The sequence below is a fragment of the Streptomyces sp. DSM 42067 genome, from assembly GCF_055792885.1.
The window spans coordinates 5,681,251-5,702,549 of sequence record NZ_CM147706.1; the positions used below are offsets into that span (position 1 = coordinate 5,681,251).

The 21,299-nt window shown below is 70.4% G+C and carries 21 protein-coding genes; 12 read left to right on the plus strand and 9 right to left on the minus strand.

Translation table 11 applies throughout. The features are described from left to right. The first annotated feature begins 158 nt into the window (after nucleotides 1-158). From ACSMXV_RS25995 to ACSMXV_RS26025, 7 genes are all read left to right on the plus strand, one after another. Nucleotides 159-1,208, plus strand: coding sequence for a BMP family lipoprotein (locus ACSMXV_RS25995; RefSeq protein ID WP_473173645.1), 1,050 nt, complete (start codon nucleotides 159-161; stop codon nucleotides 1,206-1,208). 265 nt (nucleotides 1,209-1,473) lie between these two features. Further along, nucleotides 1,474-3,069, plus strand: a complete 1,596-nt coding sequence (locus tag ACSMXV_RS26000) for an ABC transporter ATP-binding protein (protein WP_473173646.1) — start codon at nucleotides 1,474-1,476, stop codon at nucleotides 3,067-3,069. Beyond that, nucleotides 3,069-4,205 (plus strand): ABC transporter permease, encoded by a 1,137-nt coding sequence (locus ACSMXV_RS26005; RefSeq protein ID WP_473173647.1) that lies wholly within the window; start codon nucleotides 3,069-3,071, stop codon nucleotides 4,203-4,205. Before ACSMXV_RS26000 ends, ACSMXV_RS26005 begins: the two co-directional genes overlap by 1 nt. After that, on the plus strand, nucleotides 4,202-5,467 hold the full coding sequence (locus ACSMXV_RS26010; RefSeq protein ID WP_473173648.1) for an ABC transporter permease: 1,266 nt from the start codon (nucleotides 4,202-4,204) through the stop codon (nucleotides 5,465-5,467). Before ACSMXV_RS26005 ends, ACSMXV_RS26010 begins: the two co-directional genes overlap by 4 nt. Further along, entirely contained in the window at nucleotides 5,464-5,880 is a 417-nt protein-coding gene (locus tag ACSMXV_RS26015; protein WP_473173649.1) for a cytidine deaminase, read from the plus strand. Before ACSMXV_RS26010 ends, ACSMXV_RS26015 begins: the two co-directional genes overlap by 4 nt. A gap of 260 nt (nucleotides 5,881-6,140) precedes the next feature. After that, nucleotides 6,141-7,418, plus strand: coding sequence for a thymidine phosphorylase (locus ACSMXV_RS26020; RefSeq protein WP_473173650.1), 1,278 nt, complete (start codon nucleotides 6,141-6,143; stop codon nucleotides 7,416-7,418). A 65-nt stretch (nucleotides 7,419-7,483) separates the two neighbouring features. Beyond that, nucleotides 7,484-7,870, plus strand: coding sequence for an STAS domain-containing protein (locus ACSMXV_RS26025; RefSeq protein ID WP_473173651.1), 387 nt, complete (start codon nucleotides 7,484-7,486; stop codon nucleotides 7,868-7,870). Here ACSMXV_RS26025 and ACSMXV_RS26030 read toward each other — a convergent pair. Together ACSMXV_RS26030 and ACSMXV_RS26035 are read right to left on the minus strand one after the other, a co-directional pair. Next, nucleotides 7,781-8,767, minus strand: a complete 987-nt coding sequence (locus ACSMXV_RS26030) for a sigma-70 family RNA polymerase sigma factor (protein ID WP_473173652.1) — start codon at nucleotides 8,765-8,767, stop codon at nucleotides 7,781-7,783. The genes ACSMXV_RS26025 and ACSMXV_RS26030 overlap by 90 nt on opposite strands. 221 nt (nucleotides 8,768-8,988) lie before the next feature. Then, nucleotides 8,989-10,266 carry an MFS transporter gene (locus ACSMXV_RS26035; RefSeq protein ID WP_473173653.1) on the minus strand — a complete coding sequence of 426 codons (1,278 nt, stop codon included), beginning with the start codon at nucleotides 10,264-10,266 and terminating at the stop codon, nucleotides 8,989-8,991. Nucleotides 10,267-10,329: 63 nt separating this feature from the next. Between ACSMXV_RS26035 and ACSMXV_RS26040 the strand changes: the two genes are divergently transcribed. Next, nucleotides 10,330-11,283, plus strand: a complete 954-nt coding sequence (locus ACSMXV_RS26040) for a LysR family transcriptional regulator (RefSeq protein WP_473173654.1) — start codon at nucleotides 10,330-10,332, stop codon at nucleotides 11,281-11,283. Between the two features lie 278 nt (nucleotides 11,284-11,561). Here the strand turns inward: ACSMXV_RS26040 and ACSMXV_RS26045 are convergent, their stop codons facing one another. Continuing rightward, nucleotides 11,562-12,320, minus strand: a complete 759-nt coding sequence (locus ACSMXV_RS26045) for an alpha/beta hydrolase (RefSeq protein WP_473173655.1) — start codon at nucleotides 12,318-12,320, stop codon at nucleotides 11,562-11,564. A 112-nt stretch (nucleotides 12,321-12,432) separates the two neighbouring features. Here ACSMXV_RS26045 and ACSMXV_RS26050 point away from each other — a divergent pair, with 112 nt between their 5' ends. After that, entirely contained in the window at nucleotides 12,433-13,587 is a 1,155-nt protein-coding gene (locus ACSMXV_RS26050) for an adenosine deaminase (protein ID WP_473173656.1), read from the plus strand. A gap of 120 nt (nucleotides 13,588-13,707) precedes the next feature. Further along, a complete protein-coding gene (locus tag ACSMXV_RS26055) occupies nucleotides 13,708-14,028 on the plus strand; it encodes an ATP-binding protein (protein ID WP_473173657.1) in 321 nt (106 codons plus the stop codon). A gap of 57 nt (nucleotides 14,029-14,085) precedes the next feature. Here ACSMXV_RS26055 and ACSMXV_RS26060 read toward each other — a convergent pair whose 3' ends face one another. From ACSMXV_RS26060 to afsQ1, 5 genes are all read right to left on the minus strand, one after another. After that, nucleotides 14,086-14,286, minus strand: coding sequence for a PspC domain-containing protein (locus ACSMXV_RS26060; protein ID WP_181659943.1), 201 nt, complete (start codon nucleotides 14,284-14,286; stop codon nucleotides 14,086-14,088). Between the two features lie 51 nt (nucleotides 14,287-14,337). Further along, nucleotides 14,338-14,916, minus strand: a complete 579-nt coding sequence (locus ACSMXV_RS26065) for a VanZ family protein (protein ID WP_473173658.1) — start codon at nucleotides 14,914-14,916, stop codon at nucleotides 14,338-14,340. A 112-nt stretch (nucleotides 14,917-15,028) separates the two neighbouring features. Further along, on the minus strand, nucleotides 15,029-15,649 hold the full coding sequence (locus ACSMXV_RS26070; RefSeq protein ID WP_473173659.1) for a hypothetical protein: 621 nt from the start codon (nucleotides 15,647-15,649) through the stop codon (nucleotides 15,029-15,031). Beyond that, a complete protein-coding gene (locus ACSMXV_RS26075) occupies nucleotides 15,646-17,280 on the minus strand; it encodes an ATP-binding protein (RefSeq protein WP_473173660.1) in 1,635 nt (544 codons plus the stop codon). Before ACSMXV_RS26075 ends, ACSMXV_RS26070 begins: the two co-directional genes overlap by 4 nt. A 214-nt stretch (nucleotides 17,281-17,494) precedes the next feature. Next, nucleotides 17,495-18,172, minus strand: a complete 678-nt coding sequence (gene afsQ1 / locus ACSMXV_RS26080; RefSeq protein ID WP_181659947.1) for a two-component system response regulator AfsQ1 — start codon at nucleotides 18,170-18,172, stop codon at nucleotides 17,495-17,497. Nucleotides 18,173-18,400: 228 nt separating this feature from the next. On the opposite strand from afsQ1, the gene ACSMXV_RS26085 reads away from it, so the two are divergent. After that, nucleotides 18,401-19,189: a SigE family RNA polymerase sigma factor gene (locus ACSMXV_RS26085; RefSeq protein ID WP_473173661.1), complete on the plus strand. Its 789-nt coding sequence runs from the start codon at nucleotides 18,401-18,403 to the stop codon at nucleotides 19,187-19,189. Nucleotides 19,190-19,326: 137 nt separating this feature from the next. Here the strand turns inward: ACSMXV_RS26085 and ACSMXV_RS26090 are convergent, their stop codons facing one another. After that, on the minus strand, nucleotides 19,327-20,397 hold the full coding sequence (locus ACSMXV_RS26090) for a hypothetical protein (RefSeq protein WP_473173662.1): 1,071 nt from the start codon (nucleotides 20,395-20,397) through the stop codon (nucleotides 19,327-19,329). Between the two features lie 452 nt (nucleotides 20,398-20,849). Here ACSMXV_RS26090 and ACSMXV_RS26095 point away from each other — a divergent pair, with 452 nt between their 5' ends. Next, nucleotides 20,850-21,254: a peptidase inhibitor family I36 protein gene (locus tag ACSMXV_RS26095; RefSeq protein WP_473173663.1), complete on the plus strand. Its 405-nt coding sequence runs from the start codon at nucleotides 20,850-20,852 to the stop codon at nucleotides 21,252-21,254. The last annotated feature ends 45 nt before the right edge of the window (nucleotides 21,255-21,299 follow it).

Genomic DNA, 21,299 nt, shown 5'->3' on the forward strand with positions numbered 1-21,299 from the left:
CTCGGGCAGGGCCGCGCACCTTCATCCGCCCGGCTTGGGCACGGGCGCATAACAAGGTGGACAGAAGGGGTTTTCTCGTAGGTCTACGCGCGTTACTCTGCGGCGGAGTTAGCGCCACAGCTGTACCGCCAGGCGCTTGTACGACAGGAGCACAACACATGCGCCGGGTTTCCCGCATCGCGGTCGCGGGCGCTGCGACCGCCTCTCTCGCCCTCGCTCTCTCCGCCTGTGGCGGCACCTCGACCTCCGCCGGCTCGTCGGAGTCGAAGGGCGACAAGGGCCTTGCCATCGCGTACGACGTCGGCGGCAAGGGCGACCAGTCCTTCAACGACGCGGCGTACGCGGGCCTGGAGAAGGCGAAGAACGAGTTCGGCTACAAGACCGCCGACATGGAGCCCACCGAGGGCGAGACCGACGCCGACAAGGCCCAGCGCCTGGCGTCGCTGGCCAAGCAGGGCTACAACCCGGTGATCGGCGTCGGCTACGCGTACGCGACCGCCGTCAAGGAGGCCGCGGCCAAGTACCCCGACACCACCTTCGGCATCGTGGACGACTCCACGATCGAGGCGGACAACGTCGCGGACCTGGTCTTCTCCGAGGAGGAGGCCTCGTACCTCGCCGGTGTCGCCGCCGCGAAGGCGACCAAGTCGGATGTCGTCGGCTTCGTGGGCGGTGTGGACATCCCGCTCATCCACAAGTTCGAGGCGGGCTTCAAGCAGGGCGTCGAGGACACGAACCCGAAGGTCAAGGTTCTGTCGCAGTACCTGACGCAGACCGCCGAGGAGGGTGGCTTCTCCAGCCCCGACAAGGGCAAGACGGCCGCCGAGGGCCAGATCGAGAAGAAGGCCGACGTCGTCTACCAGGCGGCCGGTCTCTCCGGCCAGGGCGTGATCGAGGCCGCCGCGGCGAACAAGGTGTGGGCGATCGGCGTCGACTCCGACCAGTACGCGCAGGAAGCCCTCAGCAAGTACAAGAAGTACATCCTCACCTCCGCGACGAAGGACGTCGCGAAGGCGGTGTACAACCTTGCGAAGTCGGTCGAGGACGGCAAGCCCGAGACCGGTATCGTCAGGGGCGATCTGAAGTCCGGTGAGGTCGGCCTCGCGGACTCCAACCCGGAGTTCAAGAGCGACACCGAGCTCCAGGAGGCCATCGAGACGGCCAAGGACAAGATCATCAGCGGCGAGATCAAGGTCAAGACCAGCTGACACGGTCACCGACCAGCTGACACGGTCACCGACCGGTTGACAGGTCAACGGCCGGCTGACACAGCAAGACGACGAGCAGCCAGTAACCGCGGGGTTACGTCCGCTCAACGGGGTGCGGGGAGTCTGACTCCCTGTACCCCGTTGTCGCGGAGCATCGCCCCTTCCGATGCCGTAGGGGCGCTACACGCGTAGACGACCCCCTTCTACAGGAGAGTGCGCCATCAACGCGTCCAGCAGCCCTCCGGCAGACGCGGCGGGCGGTCAGGTGACCGCCGTCGAACTCGCCGGGATCACGAAGCGATTCCCCGGCGTCGTGGCCAACCATGACATCCACCTCACCGTCCGCAAGGGCACCGTCCACGCCCTCGTCGGCGAGAACGGCGCCGGCAAGTCGACGCTGATGAAGATCCTCTACGGCATGCAGAAGCCGGACGAGGGCACCATCGCGATCGACGGCGAGCAGGTCGCCTTCTCGTCGCCGGCCGACGCCATCGCCCGCGGCATCGGCATGGTCCACCAGCACTTCATGCTCGCCGACAACCTCACCGTCCTGGAGAACGTGGTCCTGGGCAGCGAGAAGCTGTACGGCATCGGCTCCAGGGCGCGCCGGAAGATATCGGAGATATCCGAGCGGTACGGCCTCGGCGTACGCCCCGACGTCCTCGTCGAGAACCTCGGCGTCGCCGACCGGCAGCGCGTGGAGATCCTCAAGGTCCTCTACCGCGGCGCCCGCACCCTGATCCTCGACGAGCCCACCGCGGTCCTCGTGCCGCAGGAGGTCGACGCGCTCTTCGCCAACCTGCGCGAGCTCAAGTCCGAGGGCCTGTCGGTCATCTTCATCTCCCACAAACTGGGCGAGGTGCTCTCGGTCGCCGACGAGATCACGGTCATCCGCCGCGGTACGACCGTCGGCACCGCCGTCCCCTCCGAGACCACCCCGCGCCAGCTCGCCGAACTCATGGTCGGCAGCGAGCTGCCCACGCCCGAGACCAGCGAGTCCACGGTCACCGACCGCCCGGTCGTGACCGTCAAGGACCTGCGCCTGGTCGCCGACGGCGGCAAGGCGCTGCTCGACGACATCAGCTTCACCATCCACGCGGGCGAGGTCCTGGGCCTGGCCGGTGTCGAGGGCAACGGCCAGACCGAGCTGATCGAGGCGCTCATCGGCCTCCGGCACGCCGACTCCGGCACCATCACGCTGGCCGAGGACGAGATCACCGCCTGGCCCACGCGTAAGCGCCGCGAGCAGGGCGTCGGCTACATCCCCGAGGACCGCCACCGCCATGGCCTGCTCCTCGAGGCGCCCCTCTGGGAGAACCGCATCCTCGGCCACGTCACCGAGAGGCCCAACGCGCGCGGCATCTGGCTGGACCCGAAGGCCGCCCAGGCCGACACCCGCCGGATCGTCGAGGAGTACGACGTCCGTACCCCCGGCATCGACGTCACCGCCGCTTCCCTGTCCGGCGGAAACCAGCAGAAGCTGATCGTCGGCCGCGAGATGAGCCACAAGCCGCGCTTCCTGATCGCCGCCCACCCCACCCGAGGCGTGGACGTCGGCGCGCAGGCCCAGATCTGGGACCAGATACGGGAGGCCCGCCGCGAAGGCCTCGCCGTGCTGCTGATCTCCGCGGACCTGGACGAGCTGATCGGCCTCTCCGACACCCTCCGGGTGATCTACAACGGGGGGCTGGTCGCCGACGCCGACCCGGCCACCATCACCCCGGAGGAGCTCGGCTCGGCCATGACCGGCGCCGCCTCCGGCCACCTCGAACACGAAGAGACCCCGGCAGACCCGCCGGCGAAGACCCCGGCAGCTCCGGCGAAGACCACGGCAGACGCCCCGGAAGACGAGGCCCGCTGATGAAGAAGTTCGACAAGGAGCGGGTGCTCCTCGCCGTGGCCGGACCGGTCATCGCGCTCGTCGTGGCCGTGGCCCTGACCTCGATCGTGCTGGTCGCGTCGGGCAAGAACCCGGTCGAGCCGTACCAGCTGATGTTCGAGCAGGCCACGTACTCCGACATCCAGGTCCTGATCATCAACCAGGCCGGGATGTACTACCTGGCGGCGCTCGCGGTGGCCATCGGCTTCCGGATGAACCTGTTCAACATCGGCGTGGACGGCCAGTACCAGCTCGCCGCCATGGCGGCCGCGATCGTCGGCACCCACATCGGGCTGCCGGCGGTCCTGCAGATTCCGCTGCTGGTGCTGACCGCGGTCCTCACCGGTGCGTTCTGGTCGGGCATCGCGGGTGTCCTGAAGGTCACCCGCGGCGTCAGCGAGGTCGTCGCGACGATCATGCTCAACGCGATCGCGACCTCCGTCATCGCGTACCTGTGGCTGCCCAGCGTCTTCGGCGTCAAGGTCGGCAACAACAACACCACCGGCGAGATGGCGAAGTCCGGCTGGGTGCCCGGCATCGACATGGGTCCCGCCGGAGAGATCTACGGCTTCACGATCGTCGCCGTCCTCCTCGGCATCGGCTACTGGGTCGTCCTCAACCGCACCCGCTTCGGCTTCGACCTGCGCGCCTCGGGCGCGTCGGAGACCGCCGCCGCGGCCAGCGGTGTCGACCCGGGGCGCATGGTCCTCACCGCCATGCTGGTCTCCGGCGGCATGGCCGGCCTCGCGGGCCTGCCGATCCTGCTCGGCGCCTCGCACACCTACAGCGCCACCTTCCCGACCACCCTCGGCTTCACGGGCATCACCATCGCCCTGCTCGGCCGCAACAACCCGGTCGGTATCGCCTTCGCCGCCCTCCTGATCGCCTGGCTCGACAAGGCGTCGCCGGAACTGGAGTTCGCTCCCGTTCCCTACGACAAGGAGATCGCGGTCATCATGCAGGGCCTGATCGTGCTCGCGGTCGTCGTCTCGTACGAGGCCGTACGCACCTGGGGCCTGCGCCGCCAGCAGCGCCGCGTCGGCGCGGAGCTCGCCGCGGGCCTTGTCCTCGGCGCCTCCTCTGACAACAACACCGAGAAGGAGGTGGCTGGCCGATGACCACGGCAACCGCTGTCAACCAGCCCTCGCTGGGCTCCGCCGCACCGGCCGGCCGCAAGCTGTCGCTCCCCGTCCTTCTGCTGGTGATCGCGGGCGCCCTCGCGCTGACCTCGATCGTCCGCATCATCACCGGCGCCGACGGCATCACCAACGTCAGCCAGATGTCCACCGCGCTCCAGCTGGCCGTACCGATCGGCTTGGCGGGCCTCGGCGGCCTGTGGGCCGAGCGCGCGGGCGTCGTCAACATCGGCCTCGAAGGCATGATGATCCTCGGCACCTGGTTCGGTGCCTGGGCCGGCTACCAGTGGGGCCCGTGGACCGGCGTCCTGGTCGGCATCATCGGCGGCGCGCTCGGCGGCCTGCTCCACGCGATCGTCACCGTCACCTTCAACGTCAACCACATCGTCTCCGGTGTGGCCATCAACATCCTCGCGCTCGGCGCCACCCGCTACCTCGCCCCGCTCGCTTTCGAGGGCGTCCAGGGCGGCTCCTCCAAGCAGTCCCCGCCGGTGCAGTCCCTCGGCGACTTCACGGTGCCAGGACTCTCCGACGCGCTTCAAGAACTCAACGCCAAGGGCTGGTTCTTCGTCTCGGACATCGCGGGGCTCCTCGGTGGCCTGGTCACCAACGTCTCCTGGCTGACCCTGCTCGCCGTCGCGCTGATCCCCGCCACCTGGTGGATCCTGTGGCGCACCGCCTTCGGTCTGCGCCTGCGGTCCTGCGGCGAGAACCCGGTCGCGGCCGAGTCGCTCGGCGTCAACGTCTACAAGTACAAGTACCTGGCCGTGATCATCTCCGGCGGCCTGGCCGGACTCGGCGGCGTGTTCCTCTCCATCGTCGCCAACCCCTTCTATCTGGAGGGCCAGACCAGCGGCCGCGGCTACATCGGCCTCGCCGCGATGATCTTCGGCAACTGGATGCCCGGCGGACTCGCCCTGGGCGCCGGCCTCTTCGGCTACACCGACAGCCTCAACCTGCGCGGCGGCTCCGAGAACGTCCACGCGCTGCTGCTGCTCGGCGCCATCCTGCTGGTGGTCGGCTGGCTGTGGCTGACGCTGCGGAAGAAGTACGTCCCGGCCGTGATCACCCTCGTCGTCGGTGCCATGGTGTTCACTTGGTACTCCGTCACCAACGAGGTGCCCAACCAGGTCGTCTCCGCCACGCCGTACGTCATCACGCTGCTCGTGCTCGCACTGTCGGCGCAACGACTGCGGATGCCGAAGGCGGACGGCCTGCCGTACCGGAAGGGTCAGGGCAAGTGAGCTCCGTAGGCGGCGCCGTCCAGGACGCCGACGTCGACTGGGAGGCCCTGCGGGAGGCCGCGCGGGACGCCATGTCCCGCGCGTACGCCCCCTACTCGGGCTTCCCGGTCGGCGCCGCGGCCCTGGCCGACGACGGCCGGACCGTGACCGGCTGCAACGTCGAGAACGCTTCGTACGGCCTCGGGCTGTGCGCCGAATGCGGGCTGGTCTCGCAGCTGCAGATGACCGGTGGGGGGCGGCTGACGCACTTCACCTGCGTCGACGGCAAGGGCGACATCCTGATGCCGTGCGGGCGCTGCCGCCAGCTGCTCTTCGAGTTCGGCGGGCCCGAACTGCTCCTTGAGACCCCGCAGGGGGTCCTGCCCCTGTCGGCGGTGCTGCCGCAGGCGTTCGGGCCGGAGCGGCTTACGTAGGCGGTTTTCCTCCCCTGCCCCGCCCCTTCCCGAAACTGGGGGCTCCGCCCCCAGACCCCCGATCGCCCTGACGGGCTCGTCCTCAAGCGCCGGACGGGCTGAAAAATCCAGCCCGTCCGGCGTTTGAGGACGAGGCGGCGGAGCCGCCGATCAACGGGGTCCAGGGGCAGCGCCCCTGGTTACGGGAAGGGGCGGGGTGGGGGAAGACAAACCGCCAACCGCCACCCGCACCACCGGAAGAACAACCGGAAGGAACCCCCATGGACGCCATCTCCGTCATCCGCACCAAGCGCGACCGAGGCGAACTCACCGACGCCCAGATCGACTGGGTCATCGACGCCTACACCCGCGGCGAGGTCGCCGACGAGCAGATGTCGGCGCTGGCGATGGCCATCCTCCTCAACGGCATGAACCGGCGCGAGATCGCCCGCTGGACCGCCGCCATGATCGCCTCCGGCGAGCGCATGGACTTCTCGAAGCTCACCCGCCCCACGGCGGACAAGCACTCCACGGGCGGAGTAGGCGACAAGATCACGCTGCCGCTGGCCCCGCTGGTCGCCGCCTGCGGCGCCGCCGTCCCGCAGCTGTCCGGCCGCGGCCTCGGCCACACCGGCGGCACGCTCGACAAGCTGGAGTCGATCCCGGGCTGGCGCGCCCTGCTCTCCAACGAGGAGATGCTGAACGTCCTCGACACGACCGGGGCCGTGATCTGCGCGGCGGGCGACGGCCTGGCCCCCGCCGACAAGAAGCTGTACGCCCTGCGGGACGTGACCGGCACGGTCGAGGCGATCCCGCTGATCGCCTCGTCGATCATGTCGAAGAAGATCGCGGAGGGCACCGGCTCGCTGGTGCTCGACGTGAAGGCCGGCACGGGCGCCTTCATGAAGACGATCGAGGACGCCCGCGAACTCGCCTCCACCATGGTCGGCCTTGGCACCGACCACGGCGTCAAGACGGTCGCGCTGCTCACCGACATGTCCACCCCGCTCGGCCTGACCGCGGGCAACGCCCTCGAGGTCCGCGAGTCGGTCGAGGTCCTGGCGGGCGGCGGCCCCGCGGACGTCGTGGAACTCACCCTGGCCCTGGCCCGCGAGATGCTGGACGCGGCCGGACTGCCGGACGCCGACCCTGCGAGGGCGCTGGAGGACGGCTCAGCCATGGACGTATGGCGCCGCATGATCGCCGCGCAGGACGGCGACCCGGACGCGCCGCTGCCCACATCCCGCGAGCAGCACATCGTGACGGCGCCCTCGTCCGGCGTACTGACCCGCCTCGACGCATACGGCGTCGGCGTGGCCGCCTGGCGCCTCGGCGCGGGCCGCGCCCGCAAGGAGGACCCGGTCCAGGCCGCGGCCGGCATCGAACTCCACGCCAAGCCGGGCGACACCGTCACCGAGGGCCAGCCCCTTCTCACCCTCCACACGGACACGCCGGAGCGGTTCGCGTACGCGCTCGAGTCGCTGGAGGGGGCGTACGACATCGCGGCGGCCGACACGGACTTCACCCCGTCGCCGATCGTGCTGGGACGTATTGCCTGAGCCGGATACCTGAGCCGGAGCAGCTGAGCCGGAGCGCGCGCCACCGCGCGGGGTCGTCGCTCGCGATGAGTTCTCCGCTCACGCCCGGTCTACCGACCGTGGACGCTCCGACACCCGCACCCCTGGTCCTGCCCAGCACCGCCGGCCGCGCCGAAGTGCTCCGGCTGTGCGAGCACGTACGGGCGCAGCTGCTGGCCGGCGGCGCGGACGTCGTCGTATGCGACGCCGCGGCGCTGGCCGCGCCAGGGCTCGCCGCCGTCGACCTGCTGGCCCGGCTGGAACTCGCCGCGCGCCGGGCAGGCGGCCGGATCCGGATCCGCAACCCGACCCCGCGGCTGCGGGAGCTGCTCCACCTCGCCGGACTACGGCTCGAGATGGAGCGGCATCCCGAACAGCGGGAACCACCGCGCCGTGTCCAGGAAGCAGTGGAACCCGGTGATCCGCCCCTCTGATATCTCGATGACCTGCACCGCCCAGGGAACGAAGCCCTTCCCGTCAGGGTCCGGCTTGTACTGCGCGAACGCAGGCGTGCCGTTGGCGGTGACCGGCAGCAGCCGGGAGCCCTCGCAGGCCGCGCCCAGCGTGGTCATAAAGCCGGTGATGTCCCCGTGCCCACGCAGCCACAGGTCGAACGGCGGCATCGTCATCACCGCGTCCTCGTGCAGCAGGGCCGTCAGCGCCGCCATGTCGTACCCCTCGAAGGCCGCCACATAGCGGTCCAGGAGCTTGCGCTGCTCCTCGTCCAGCGGGTCGGCGGTCGCCGTGTCCAGCGAGCCGCCGCTCTCGGCCAGGGTCGCTCGCGCCCGCTGCAGCGCGCTGTTGACCGAGGCGACCGAGGTGCCGAGCAGCTCGGCGACCTCATTCGCCTTCCAGGCGAGCACCTCGCGCAGGATCAGCACGGCCCGCTGCTTCGGCGGCAGTTGCTGCAGGGCCGCCATGAACGCGAGACGCACCGACTCCTTGGCCACCGCGGCCTCCGCCGGGTCGCTGACCTGCGGCAGCACGCGCCCGTCCGGCATCGGCTCCAGCCAGGTGTGGTCCGGGCGCGGATTGAGCGCCGCCTGCGCCAGCGGCGTGGCCTCCGTCAGATCCATGGGGCGGGCCCGGCGGTTGCCCGCGTTCAGCATGTCCAGGCATACGTTCGTCGCGATGCGGTACAGCCACGAGCGCAGGGACGAGCGGCCCTCGAACCGGTCGTAGCTCCGCCAGGCGCGCACCATCGTGTCCTGCACCGCGTCCTCGGCCTCGAAGGAGGAACCGAGCATCCGGTAGCAGTACCCCGTCAACTCGACCCGGTACTGCTCCAGCCGGGCGTCCAGATCCGTCGTCGTCGCTGTGCTGTCACTCATGGAACCCACCCCTGTGGCTTCTCCGTCGCCTGTGCGGCGCCAGCATTCCGGAAGCTACAGGACCCCACTGACAATCGGCCCAGACCCGCCGTTTCCGCGTACGGATGAGGGCCGGGCCGCGATACTGGCACCTCCCATGCCCCGATCCTCACGCCGCACCCCGCGCACCGCTAGTCGGCGGTACGCGGGGTGCGCGTCAGTACGAGACGTGACCGGCGACCTCAGGGCCGCGCAGGCACCGCGACCAGCCGGGCGTGCCGCGCGGCCAGCGTTCCGGCGACCGTGATCGTCACGACACCGCCCACCGCGAGCAGTCCGAGCGCCACGGTCCCGAACCAGCCGCCGGCGTGGAAGGCGACCGCGCCCAGCGTGCTGCCCGCGCTGGAGCCCACGTAGTACGCGGACTGGTAGAGCGCCGAGGCCTGCGCCCGGCCGTGGGTCGCCGTGTGGCTCACCGCCGAGGACGCGACCGCGTGGCCCGCGAAGAAGCCCGCGGTGATCAGGATCAGGCCCAGCAGGACCAGCGGCAGCGCGTCGGCGAGCGACAGCAGCAGGCCCACGGCCGTGGTGCCGCCCGCCAGGTACAGCGCCCCGCGCCGCCCCAGCCGGGCCACCAGCTGTCCGGCCGCGGACGCCGAGACCGTACCCACCAGATACACCAGGAAGATCGAGCCGATGATGCCCTGCGGAAGCGAGAAGGGCGCGTCCGTCAGCCGGTATCCGATCACCGTGTAGACCCCGCCGAACACCGTCATGAACAGCGCGCCGATCGCGTACAGGCGGCACAGCAGCGGATTCGCCAGGTGGCCGCGGACCGTGCGCGCCAGGGCCTTCGGGTTCAGCGTGCCCGCCTTGAAATGGCGCTGCGTCGGCAGCAGCGCCCGGAACAGCACCGCGCACACCACGGCGATCACGCCGATCGCACCGAGGGCGACACGCCAGCCCCACTCCTGCGCGACCCAGCCGGTGATGACCCGGCCGCTCATGCCGCCGATGCTGTTGCCCGCGACGAACAGACCGACGGCGGCCACCAGCGCCTTGGGACGCACCTCCTCCGCCAGGTACGCCATCGCGGACGCCGGAAGCCCGGCGAGCGCGGCGCCCTGAACGGCGCGCAGCGCGATCAGCGCGCCGACCGAGGGCGCGAAGGGCACCAGCAGCGCGACCGTCACCGCGACCGTGAGCGACGCCGTCATCAGCGTCCGCCGCCCGAAACGCTCCGACAGCGCGGACATCGGCAGTACGCACAGCGCCAGCGCGCCCGTAGCCGCGGAAACCGTCCAGCTGGCCGAGCTCGCGCTCACGCCGAAGTCGTCGGAAATGAGCGGCAGCAGGGCTTGCGTGGAGTAGAGGAGGGCGAACGTCGCGACGCCGGCCAGGAACAGGGCGAGGCTCATCCGGCGGTAGCCGGGACCACCCGGGGTCATACGCGAGTCGGAGGCAGAGGCGGCAGGGCGGGCGTCCACGGTGGTGGACGCCTTGGTACTGGCAGGAGGCATGCCCCGAACGTACGACCACCTGCATTCATGCGTCCAATGCATGGAATCGCCATAATCGATCCCATGGAGCATGAGCAGAGGTCACAGGCGCGACTGTCACCGTCCGGTGACACGCAAGACATTGCGGCGATACTCGCGCCGCGCCTCGCCTACTTCGCAGGCGTCGCCCGTACCGAGCACGTCACGCGGGCCGCGCAGGAGATGCAGGTGCCGCAGTCGACCCTGTCCCGGGCCCTCGTACGGCTCGAACAGGACCTGGGCGTCGACCTGTTCGCGCGCCATGGCCGCACGGTGTCGCTGACGCCCGCGGGCCGCACCTTCCTCACCTCGGTCGAGCGGGCGCTCGCCGAGGTCGAGCGCGCCGCCGAGGAGGTACGGGCGGACGTCGACCCGGCGTCCGGCAAGGTCGCCTTCGGCTTCCTGCACACCATGGGTTTCGAAACCGTGCCCGAGCTCATCCGTGCCTTCCGTGTCGATCACCCTCGCGTGCGGTTCAGCCTCGTCCAGAACTACGGCGAGGCCATGATCGAGCGCCTCCGCGCAGGCGAGTTGGACCTCTGTCTGACCTCACCGGTCCCCGACGCCCCCGACCTGGTCGCGCGCCGTCTCGACGAACAGCGGCTGCGGCTGGTCGTGCCCGACGACCATCGCCTCGCCTCGCGCAAGCGCGTCCGGCTCGCCGAGGCGGCCGAGGAGGCCTTCGTGACCCTGGAGCCGGGGTACGGGCTGCGCCGCATCACCGACGACCTGTGCCGGCAGGCCGGCTTCCGTCCGCGCATCGCCTTCGAGGGCGAGGAGGCCGAGACCCTCCGCGGCCTCGTCGCCGCCGGGCTCGGCGTGGCGCTGCTGCCGCCGCCGGCGGTGCCGCGCCCGGGGGTCGCCGAACTCACGGTCACCGCGCCTCGCGCGGCGCGCGAGATCGGCGTGGCGTGGCGCGCGGGAATCCCCGACACCCCGCCGGTGGCGGCCTTCAAACGCTTCCTGCTGTCGCGCCGGGGTCACCTTCTGCCGGACTGAGCCGGCTGGGGTGGGTCACCCCGCCGGGGTCCGGGTACGGCGCGAGGGCACCGCACGTCGTGGGGTTGTGCCCACCCTCCCCCAGGCCCTTAAGGCGCTGGGGGAGTACATCCCGGCGCGGCCCCGACCCGGCCACCGGCAGGTGGCGAACCGGAGCGGACCCGCAGACGCGTACACCCCGACCCACCCACCGGCAGGTGGCGAACCGGAGCGGACCCGCAGACGCGTACACCCCGACCCACCCACCGGCAGGTGGCGAACCGCCATCGCCGGAGGCGCTAGCGTCGCCCCGTCCCCCCGAACCCCGCCGCCAACGGCATCCGCAACCCCAGTGGCGGCGGAGCCGCCAGTGCGTCCGCGACCGGGCGTGCGAAGTCGCGTCCGAAGAGAGTGCCGAGCACGAAGTCCGAAGCGAGAGCGAGGACTTCGGCCCAGTACTGATGGAGCCCGTGCCCGTCGGAGTGCACCTCGAACCGGCAGATGTCGCGGTTGCTCTTCTTCACCCGGGCCGCGAGCCGGAACGACAACTCGGGGTCCGTACGCTCGTCGTTGGTGCCGTGCACGATCATCACCCGCCGCCCCGCCAGCTGCTGCACCGGTTCGGGAGCCGCGGCGACATCGTCCTCGGGCAGCCAGGGTGCGATCGCCAGCACGGAGTCGACGGCCGGGTGCCCGCCCGCGTGCAGGGCGGCGCGGCCGCCCATGTCCACGCCGACGAGGCAGACCGGTACGTCGCCGTAGCGCCGTACGACCTCGTCCGCCGCCCATGAGGTGTCGCGCGCGAGATGCGCCTCGCTGCCGTTCCAGCCGCGGTACCGGTAGTGCACCACGTGCGCCGCCAGCCCGTGTTCACGCCCGTCGCGTGTGAGACGCCGCCCCAAGGCGCGCGCCGACGACGCGGCGAGCGGGGACGGACGGCGCGTGGAGACCTCGTCACCCCCGGGCAGCAGCAACACCACACCGCCCACGGCGGACGGCTCCGGGCCGATCGCCCTTCCCAGCCGTGGCGTCTGAGCCGACGTCGCTTGCTGTGCCATGACAAAACAGTCTCAGAAGCACTGGTGTACTCCATCTGTCCGCAGGGTCACCGTTACGTATCGACAACCTCGGCCACGAGAGTTCTACGCGCGTAGGCGTTAGAGTGCGGAAATGACGAGCCAGACCCGCGAAACGCCGACCCCGGACCAGATCCGCCGGGCGCCGAAGGCGCTGCTCCACGACCACCTCGACGGGGGCCTGCGCCCCGGCACCATCGTCGACCTCGCCCGCGCCCAGGGCTACGACAAACTCCCCGAGACCGACCCCGACAAGCTCGGCATCTGGTTCCGCGAGGCGGCCGACTCCGGCTCGCTGGAGCGCTATCTGGAGACCTTCGCCCACACCTGCGCCGTCATGCAGACCAAGGAGGCCCTCAAGCGCGTCGCCGCCGAGTGCGCCGAGGACCTGGCCGAGGACGGCGTCGTCTACGCCGAGGTCCGGTACGCCCCGGAGCAGCACCTCGAGAAGGGCCTCACCCTCGAAGAGGTCGTCGAGGCGGTCAACGAGGGCTTCCGGGAAGGCGAGCGCATCGCCCGCGAGAACGGCCACCGCATCCGCGTCGGAGCCCTCCTCACCGCGATGCGGCACGCCGCCCGCGCCCTGGAGATCGCCGAACTCGCCAACCGCTACCGGGACGAGGGCGTCGTCGGCTTCGACATCGCGGGCGCCGAGGCCGGCTACCCGCCCACCCGGCACCTCGACGCCTTCGAGTACCTCAAGCGCGAGAACAACCACTTCACGATCCACGCCGGAGAGGCCTTCGGCCTGCCGTCGATCTGGCAGGCCCTGCAGTGGTGCGGCGCCGACCGGCTCGGCCACGGCGTCCGCATCATCGACGACATCAAGGTCGCCGAGGACGGCTCGGTGCACCTCGGCCGGCTGGCCGCGTACGTACGGGACAAGCGCATCCCGCTGGAGATGTGCCCCACCTCCAACCTCCAGACGGGCGCCGCGTCCTCGTACGCCGAGCACCCCATCGGCCTGCTGCGCCGTCTGCACTTCCGGGCGACCGTCAACACCGACAACCGCCTCATGAGCGGCACCAGCATGAGCCGCGAATTCGAGCTGCTGACCGAGGCATTCGGCTACACGCTCGACGACATGCAGTGGTTCACCGTCAATGCGATGAAATCAGCATTCATTCCTTTCGACGAACGACTGGCGATGATCAATGACGTGATCAAGCCCGGATATGCCGAGCTGAAGTCCGAATGGTTGTTCAAGCAGACGGTCTCGACCAGCACTTCTGCGAAAAAGAAGCCCTGATCCTCTAGGCGCCGGGGGGCTGGACGTGACGAATTCCCGGGGAAACCGGCTGTTTGCGGGCGGCACGACACGGTCGTTACGTTTCTGAAACCCAAATGCCCCCGTCACGAGGACGTGAAGATGAAGCAGTCTGCCGCCAAGACCCTCGGCGTCGCCGCGCTCGGTGCCGCCTTCGCTGCCGCGGGCGCCGGTGCGGCCAACGCCGCCCCCGGGGTCGCCCCGGACCTGACCGAGGCTGCGAGGACGCTGCCCGCCAAGGTCGCCACCGACTCCCTCGGCGAGGCACAGGACACGGTCGGGAACGCCGCCGGTCAGGTGGCGGCGTCCACGCTGCCCGCCCCGATCGAGGACGCCCCTCCGGTGGCCGGCCTCCTCGGCGGCCTGCCGACGGCGGGCCTGCCGACGCAGGGCCTGCCGCTGGGCTCCCTGGGCCTCTCCTGACCCGGACACGACGACGGGGTGCACCGACACACTCGGTGCACCCCGTCGCGCTGTCTCCTACCAGGCCTCGCGGACGCTCTTCTCGCTGGGGAACAGGATCCACAGCGCGATGTAGAGCAGGAACTGAGGGCCGGGCAGCAGGCACGAGACTACGAAGATCACTCGCATCGTGGTCGCGGAGGTGCCGAAGCGCCGTGCCAGCGCTGCGCACACTCCGCCGATCATCCGTCCGTTGGTGGGGCGGGCAAGGCGGGTCATCGTGGGCTCCTTCGCGAACCGGGGAGGCGGTTGCCTCATCTGCCTTCCACGCTACGGACGCGAAGCGGGCAAAGCGTCGCTCTGCGGTGCGATCCCGACCCTGGTAATCGTCGGGGTCCTTCCCTGAGAGGCGTCCTCCCGGCGGGCGGCGCCATCGCGCGTGCGCTCGGCCCGACGACGGAGCCGGACCCGCGCGGCGGGCACGACGGCGACATGGGCGAGCGCCACGCCCACGGTGTTCAGCAGCAGCGAGTCGACGTCCACGATCTGGCCCGGTACGCCGGTCTGCAGCAGCTCGATGCCCAGCGACAGGAGCGCGCCGGCCGCGACCGTACGTGCCAAGGAGCCCAGCGGCGACACGGACAGTTTTCCGGCGGCCATGGGCAGCAGCACGCCCAGCGGGGCGAGCAGCAGCAGGCCCTCGCCGATGCGGCGGGCGGCCTGCGTCGGGCCCAGCGCGAGGTCGGCGCGGATGCCGGCGAACGGGTGCAGATTCGCTGCGCTCACCCAGGGGACGTGCAGGGGGCGCAGCGTGAGCCACCCGACGAGGAGAAGGTGTGCGACGAGGAGGATGCCTCCTGCCGCACGAACGCGGAACGCGACGTCGCCGTCGCCCGATCCTTGACGCACGCCCCCAATGACGCCGGGGCTCGCGCCGTGGTTCCCCGCCGTGCCTCAGCTCACTCCATTCGGGTGCACGCGGGCCTCCGGCGGCCCCCACGGCAGCGCCCCCACAGGCCGGTCAGGCCGCCGAAACCACCTCAGAAGGCGGCGGCGCCGTGCTTGGGCGGGAGCGGACCTCCGGGGTGCACTGGTAGCGGCGTACCGGCTCGTCGGTCGGGCCGCCCAGTACCACCGCCCCGTCCTCGTCCGCCGCAGCGGAGTTCGCGTACGTGCAGATGATCTGCGCGAGCGCGTACGCCGACAGATCCTCCGGCCGTGTGCTGAGCCGCAACGTGTCTTCCGGGTCGCCTTCCCGCGGCCCGGACACCGTCATGCCGCGGCGCACATCCGTCGTGTACTTGGCCTGCTTCTCCGGCTCCGACGGTGTCTCCGCCAGTTGGTCGAGCAGTGCCTGCGCCACCTGTACGCGGTCCGTCGCCGCGCTCTTCCCGGAGAGCTGGACGGTCCGGTCGACCGTCACCAACTGCGATGCGCACACGAGGAAGACCTGCACGGGGATGCCGCGTGCCGACTGCGTGCCGGCGTCCGTCCCGGTCAGCGCACAGGGCGCCCGCGACGGCGCGGCACCGAAGTCGGTCGGCACCTCGGTCGGCCGGATCCCGCACCCGGCGAGCACGGAGGCCAGCACCACGCCGAGCAGGGGAACGGCCACCGAACCCCGTAGACGCCGCACGTTCACCGCCCACCTCCGTCGGTTCCGGAGGCGTCGCCCGCCGCCCCACCCGGCCCCTCGGGCGGGCACTCGGCGGGGCCTTCAGCCGATCCGTCGCCCCGTTCCCGTTCCGCAACTCCCGAGGCATCCCGGGGCACCCGGAACGTGAACACGGCTCCCCCCTCCGGCGAGTTCGCGGCGGTGATCTCGCCCCCGTGGATATGGGCGTTCTCCAGCGCGATCGACAGACCGAGACCGCTGCCCTCGGACCGCGGCCGCGACGCGCTCGCCTTGTAGAAGCGATCGAAGACGTGCGGCAGCACATCCTCGGGGATCCCGGGCCCGTGGTCGCGCACCTCGATGGCCACCATCTGGCCGTCCGGGCCCTCGGTCCTGACGGCGACCCGCACCGGCGAGCCGCCGTGCTTGAGGGCGTTCCCGATCAGGTTCGCGAGGATCACGTCCAGCCGCCGCGGATCGAGCCGGGCCACGATGCCGCGCTCGGCGTCGAGCTCGACGGCGTCGAGCCAGGCGCGCGCGTCGATGCAGGCGGTGATCTGGTCGGCGACGTCCACGTCGTCGAGGACCAGCCGGGCCGTGCCCGCGTCGAAGCGGGTGACCTCCATCAGGTTCTCCACGAGGTCGCCCAGCCGCCGCGTCTCGCTGACGACCAGCCGTACCGCGGGCTCGATCATCGGATCGACGCTGCCGGTCTCGGCATCGAGCTCCTCCTCGAGCACCTCGGTCACGGCGGTGATCGCGGTCAGCGGCGTACGGAGCTCATGCGACATGTCCGCGACGAACCGCCGCGACGCCTCCTCGCGCGCACTCATGTCCGCGACACGCTTCTCCAGCGCTTCGGCGGTGCGGTTGAACGTACGGGAGAGATCGGCCAGCTCGTCCGTACCGGACACGCGCAGCCGGGTGTCCAGCTTGCCCTCGCCGAGCCGGCGCGCGGCGACCCCGAGCCGGTGCACGGGCTTGAGCACGGTCGTCGCCGCGGCGTGCGCGAGCAGCGCGGAGCCGATCAGTGCAAGCCCGGTGGCGATCCCCAGCGACCAGGCCAGCGAGTTGAGGTCCTTGGCCTCCGGCTCCAGGGACTTGAGCATGTAACCGGTCGGCCCGCCCCCGATCATCGTGGCGCCGCCCACCAGGTACGGGGTGCCGTCGTCCACGATCCGCTGCCAGTACAGGTGGTACGGGTACTTGTTGCTCCCGGTGAGCTCCTGCCGCTCGTTCACGGCATCGCGCAGCGACTTCGGCACGTCCGCGAGTGTGAAGGTGTCCAGGTCGGAGTTGCCGACGACGGTGTTGCCGTCCTCGTCCTCGGCGATGAGCAGCACGCTGAAGTGCTGGCCGCTGTTGGCCATCTGACCGGCGGCGTGCTGCAGTTCCTCCTGCGTCGGACGGGTGGGCAGGACACCCGCGCGGTTCTGCATCTCCTGCTGGAAGTCGTTCAGCGCGGCGTCCTGGGCACGGGTGAGCACCGCCTCGCGGTTGAGCCAGTACGCTATGCCGCTCGCCGACACGGCGGCGGTCAGCGCGACGAGCCCGAACACGAGGACCACCCGCAGCCGCAGGCTCGTGAAGCGCAGCGCCGAGAAGATCGCCTTGCGCGCCGCGGCCCAGCCGCGGAGCTTGTCGTGCGGTTTCGTCACCGTGCCCGACCACTCGCTTCCGCGCCCGCGCGCCTGGGGGTACCTCCCAGGCTCTTGAGGCACTGGGCGAGCCCGGGGGCCGACGCCCCCGCGTTCCCTGCCTGCCTGGTCACCTTTACATTCTCTGCCCGAACGCGGCCGTTGAGACCGCCTGTTGCTGTGTGCGTCACGAGGCTGGAGTGGCCAAAGTGACCCAAGCGGTCACGACCCTCGCTCACGACGGTGTGTCCAGCCGGTAGCCCACGCCCCGCACCGTGCGGATCAGCGTCGGCGAGGACGGCACGTCCTCGACCTTGGCGCGCAGCCGCTGCACACAGGCGTCGACGAGCCGGGAGTCGCCGAGATAGTCGTGCTCCCAGACCAGGCGCAGCAGTTGCTGGCGCGACAGCGCCTGGCCGGGCCTGCGGCTCAGCTCAAGGAGCAGACGCAGCTCGGTCGGCGTCAGCTGAAGATCCTCGCCGTTCTTGGTGACGGTCATCGCCGCACGGTCGATGACCACGTTCCCGAACGTCGCGGAGTCGTTCGCCTCCCGCTCGCCGCGGCGCAGCACGGCACGGATTCGGGCGTCGAGCACCCGGCCCTGCACGGGCTTCACGACATAGTCGTCGGCACCGGACTCCAGCCCGACCACCACGTCGATGTCGTCGCTGCGCGCGGTCAGCAGGATGATCGGCAGCTGGTCGGTGCGCCGGATGCGCCGGCACACCTCGAACCCGTCGATACCGGGCAGCATCACGTCCAGCACGATCAGGTCCGGCCGCTGCTCGCGCAGCAGCTTCAGACCGTCCTCGCCGGTGGCAGCGGTGGCCACACGGTGCCCCTGGCGCGTCAGCGACAGCTCCAGGGCCGTACGGATGGCGTCGTCGTCCTCGATCAGCAACAGGGAAGGCACGGCGTCATTCTGTCCCATCGCAGGGGGCGGTTTCGACAGTTGGAGCGCTCCTGCCCACACGCGCGTACCTCGAACTCCTGTGAAGGATCTTTGACAACGCGCCGGCAGACCAGTGCACGGGACCCCTGTGACAGGCCTGTGACAGTCGGCGGACACCGCCATGAAGTCCCCCCGGCAGAGTTCTTGTCACACGCAAGGCACCGGGGACTCCACGACGGGGGGCGCGAGATGAACACGCTGCACAGCACCACGACAAGCGCAGTTGTCACGCGTCTTCACGAGGTCGGGCGGGGCGCCGGTCAGCACGAGAAGTCCGGTGCCGAAGGGGGTACCTCCCTGCTCGAGCGAAGTCGAGAGCTTGGGGGAGGGCGGGGGTGCGCTCGCGGTACCGGGCGTCAGCACACCGTGTACATGACGGTGGTTGACGCGCATGTGGGGGGAAGCAACAACGGGGGAGCCGCGTACGGGGAGGCCACGGGGGAGCGTCGTGCCAGGTCGGAGGCGGAGTTCACCGCCTACGTCCAGGAGCGCCGCGCCTCCCTGTACGCGACCGCATACCACCTGACCGGTGACCGGTTCGAGGCCGAGGACCTGCTGCAGAGCGCCCTCTTCTCGACGTACAAGGCCTGGGACAGGATCAGCGACAAGGCCGCGGTCGGGGGCTATCTCCGCCGCACCATGACCAATCTGCACATCAGCGCGTGGCGCCGCCGCAAGCTGAACGAGTACCCGACCGAGGAGCTGCCGGAGACGGCCGGTGACACGGACGCGATGCGCGGCACCGAGCTGCGCGCCGTGCTGTGGCAGGCGCTGGCCCGGCTGCCCGAACTCCAGCGCACCATGCTGGTCCTCCGCTACTACGAGGGCCGTACGGACCCGGAGATCGCGGAGATCCTCGGCATAAGCGTCGGCACGGTGAAGTCGAGCATCTGGCGCTCCCTGCGCAGGCTGCGCGAGGACGACGTCCTGAGCTTCGGCCGTGACGAGGAGGAGTCCTTCGGCGAGCTGGTCGCCTGAGGGCCGGGGCGCGGGGGAGCGTCCGCGGGGGGCCACGGGGGAGCAGCAACCGGGGGGTTGCACGGGGTCACGGGGCCACGGGGGAAGAAAGAGAAGGTCCGGGCGGTCGGGGGATCCGCGCGGGCCTTCTCCTCGTCTCATCCCTGGGTTCCCCCGTCATCCGGCACCGCGGAGTGCCCGGTCGCGACGGAGTGGACCTGCTTCGTCATGCGCTGCTTGCGTTCCTTCACCGCGGCGAGCATGCCCGCGTGCTTCTCGATGAGCTGTCGCTGAAGACGGGACTCGATGGCGTACCGCTTGTGGACATAGCCGGTCTCGTTCTTGCAGATCACATCGGCTTCCGCCGTGCGGATCTCCTTCTGTGAAGGGGCCGGGAAGTTCGGCGCGGGCCCGTCCTTCTTCGTCTTCTGGGTACGCCACGTCGGGTCGTCCACGGCCGCGAGCGGATCCGGATAGGTCATCCCGGACTGCCGCATGCAGGCGCTCCACCGCTGGTCCAGTTCGTTGGTCCCGGGGTCTTCCCGGGTGGCGGCGGACGCCTCGAAGAACAGCTTCTGGACCGCCGTCATGTCCTGGTTGAGACGGTCGGCCCCGGCCTTGCGTATGGCTTCTCCCTGGCAGCCGCCTTCGGGGACGCCGGACGGGGGTTGTGCGGGGGAGCCCTTCCCGGTACCGGCTGCCTGTTCGGTGCCGGTGTAGGCCGCCTGCGCGGCAGGGGTGATCGTCTCCTCGTTCGCTTTGGCCTTCTCCTGGTACGAGACGGCCTGCTGCTTGGTGACGCCGTCGGGCAGGGGCGGCTTGTAGCCGTAGATGCGGACCGACTTCAGGTCCGTCACGCCGTACTTCCGGCCGTTCTGCGGCAGGTTCCCAGGGGGCGGCTGGTACGCGGGCCAGCTCAGGCCGAACTTCTTCATGCAGGAGCGGGCCAGGATGTTGATGGCGTGATCCAGGGCCTGTCGTTCCGCGGTGGTCGGCATGTATGCGTCCAGCGGGTAGTCCTTGGGCGCGTCGGCGGACGAACCGAGGGCCGTGCTCGTGCCGTCGTCCGGCTCATTCGTCGCCGCCTGCTGTCCGGTGCAGGCCGTGGCGAGGAGCGCTGTGCCGACCGCCAGGGCGGCTGCGCGGTATGCCCTGGTGACGGGGCCGGAAGCCGGTGCGGTGGCGGTCTCCTTGTGCCGTGGCAGTCCAGGGTTGGTCGACTGCGACATGTGTGCCCCCGCGATCATGAGGCGACATCCGGTCGCCGTCCCTCGTCATGTGCGCATCAGGGTGATCATCCGCGATGCGTACCGTCAAGCCTGGCGAGCGGGAGAGTGTCCGAACGTATGTCTTCCAGCCATGAATGATCATTATTTCGGACATTGAGCGGAACGCGGCCTCCACGCGGTGTCCGTACCTGTGCCAAGGTCACGTACCGCAAGATCTCGAGTGGTCCAGAACCCGCCGCGCAGACCGCCGGCACCTCCCCCACCGCCCATCCGTCGTCGGTCAGCGCCCGCCTCTGATCGACGCTTCCACCTGCGCAGCCGCCCGGCGTCGCCCCGTCTCTCATCCCCCGCGGCAGGCCGGCCGAACGACCGGCCGAGGCCATGAGCCGCCCCAAGACTCGCCGTCCCGCACGGGCGGCGCACCCCGGCAGACCCGGAAAGAAAGGTCAGAAATGAACAGAGGACGCGGTGTCCTGGCAGCCTCGGTGATGGCCGTTGCGGCCGTCTTCGGGGCGGTTACCCCCGCACAGGCCGCCAGTTACGACGGCTCCTGCAACGTGGACGAGGCCTGTCTGTACCGCTACCAGGACTACACGGGCGGCATCTACGACACGCTGTACAGCAAGCAGGAGTACACGGGCACGTACTACGGCACTTCGGTCGCCATCAACAACACGGTGAGCTCGGTCAAGAACCGTGACTCCAACAACAACCTCTGGCTGTACCAGAACGCCTACTGGTCCGGGGACAGCTGGGGCGTGCCTGCCGGTGCCTCCACGAACTTCAGCTCCTCGTTCGACAACGTGCCGTCGTCGCACTGCTGGTCCGGGGCGACCGCGGGCTGCCCTGCCGGGTGACGACAGGAGCGTGACAACAGCGCGGGGCTCCGTCCGCAGGCGAAG

Excerpts from the sequence above, each read along its gene's own strand:
- ACSMXV_RS26060 (WP_181659943.1), bottom strand. The coding sequence starts at position 14,286 with ATGACCCGCCTTGCCCGCCCCACCAACGGACGGATGATCGGCGGAGTG.
- ACSMXV_RS26055 (WP_473173657.1), top strand. The coding sequence starts at position 13,708 with ATGAAGCAGTCTGCCGCCAAGACCCTCGGCGTCGCCGCGCTCGGTGCC.
- ACSMXV_RS26090 (WP_473173662.1), bottom strand. The coding sequence starts at position 20,397 with ATGTCGCAGTCGACCAACCCTGGACTGCCACGGCACAAGGAGACCGCC.
- ACSMXV_RS25995 (WP_473173645.1), top strand. The coding sequence starts at position 159 with ATGCGCCGGGTTTCCCGCATCGCGGTCGCGGGCGCTGCGACCGCCTCT.
- ACSMXV_RS26085 (WP_473173661.1), top strand. The coding sequence starts at position 18,401 with ATGAACACGCTGCACAGCACCACGACAAGCGCAGTTGTCACGCGTCTT.
- ACSMXV_RS26010 (WP_473173648.1), top strand. The coding sequence starts at position 4,202 with ATGACCACGGCAACCGCTGTCAACCAGCCCTCGCTGGGCTCCGCCGCA.
- ACSMXV_RS26040 (WP_473173654.1), top strand. The coding sequence starts at position 10,330 with ATGGAGCATGAGCAGAGGTCACAGGCGCGACTGTCACCGTCCGGTGAC.
- ACSMXV_RS26005 (WP_473173647.1), top strand. The coding sequence starts at position 3,069 with ATGAAGAAGTTCGACAAGGAGCGGGTGCTCCTCGCCGTGGCCGGACCG.
- ACSMXV_RS26035 (WP_473173653.1), bottom strand. The coding sequence starts at position 10,266 with ATGCCTCCTGCCAGTACCAAGGCGTCCACCACCGTGGACGCCCGCCCT.
- ACSMXV_RS26030 (WP_473173652.1), bottom strand. The coding sequence starts at position 8,767 with ATGAGTGACAGCACAGCGACGACGACGGATCTGGACGCCCGGCTGGAG.
- ACSMXV_RS26025 (WP_473173651.1), top strand. The coding sequence starts at position 7,484 with ATGAGTTCTCCGCTCACGCCCGGTCTACCGACCGTGGACGCTCCGACA.
- ACSMXV_RS26050 (WP_473173656.1), top strand. The coding sequence starts at position 12,433 with ATGACGAGCCAGACCCGCGAAACGCCGACCCCGGACCAGATCCGCCGG.
- ACSMXV_RS26045 (WP_473173655.1), bottom strand. The coding sequence starts at position 12,320 with ATGGCACAGCAAGCGACGTCGGCTCAGACGCCACGGCTGGGAAGGGCG.
- ACSMXV_RS26020 (WP_473173650.1), top strand. The coding sequence starts at position 6,141 with ATGGACGCCATCTCCGTCATCCGCACCAAGCGCGACCGAGGCGAACTC.
- ACSMXV_RS26095 (WP_473173663.1), top strand. The coding sequence starts at position 20,850 with ATGAACAGAGGACGCGGTGTCCTGGCAGCCTCGGTGATGGCCGTTGCG.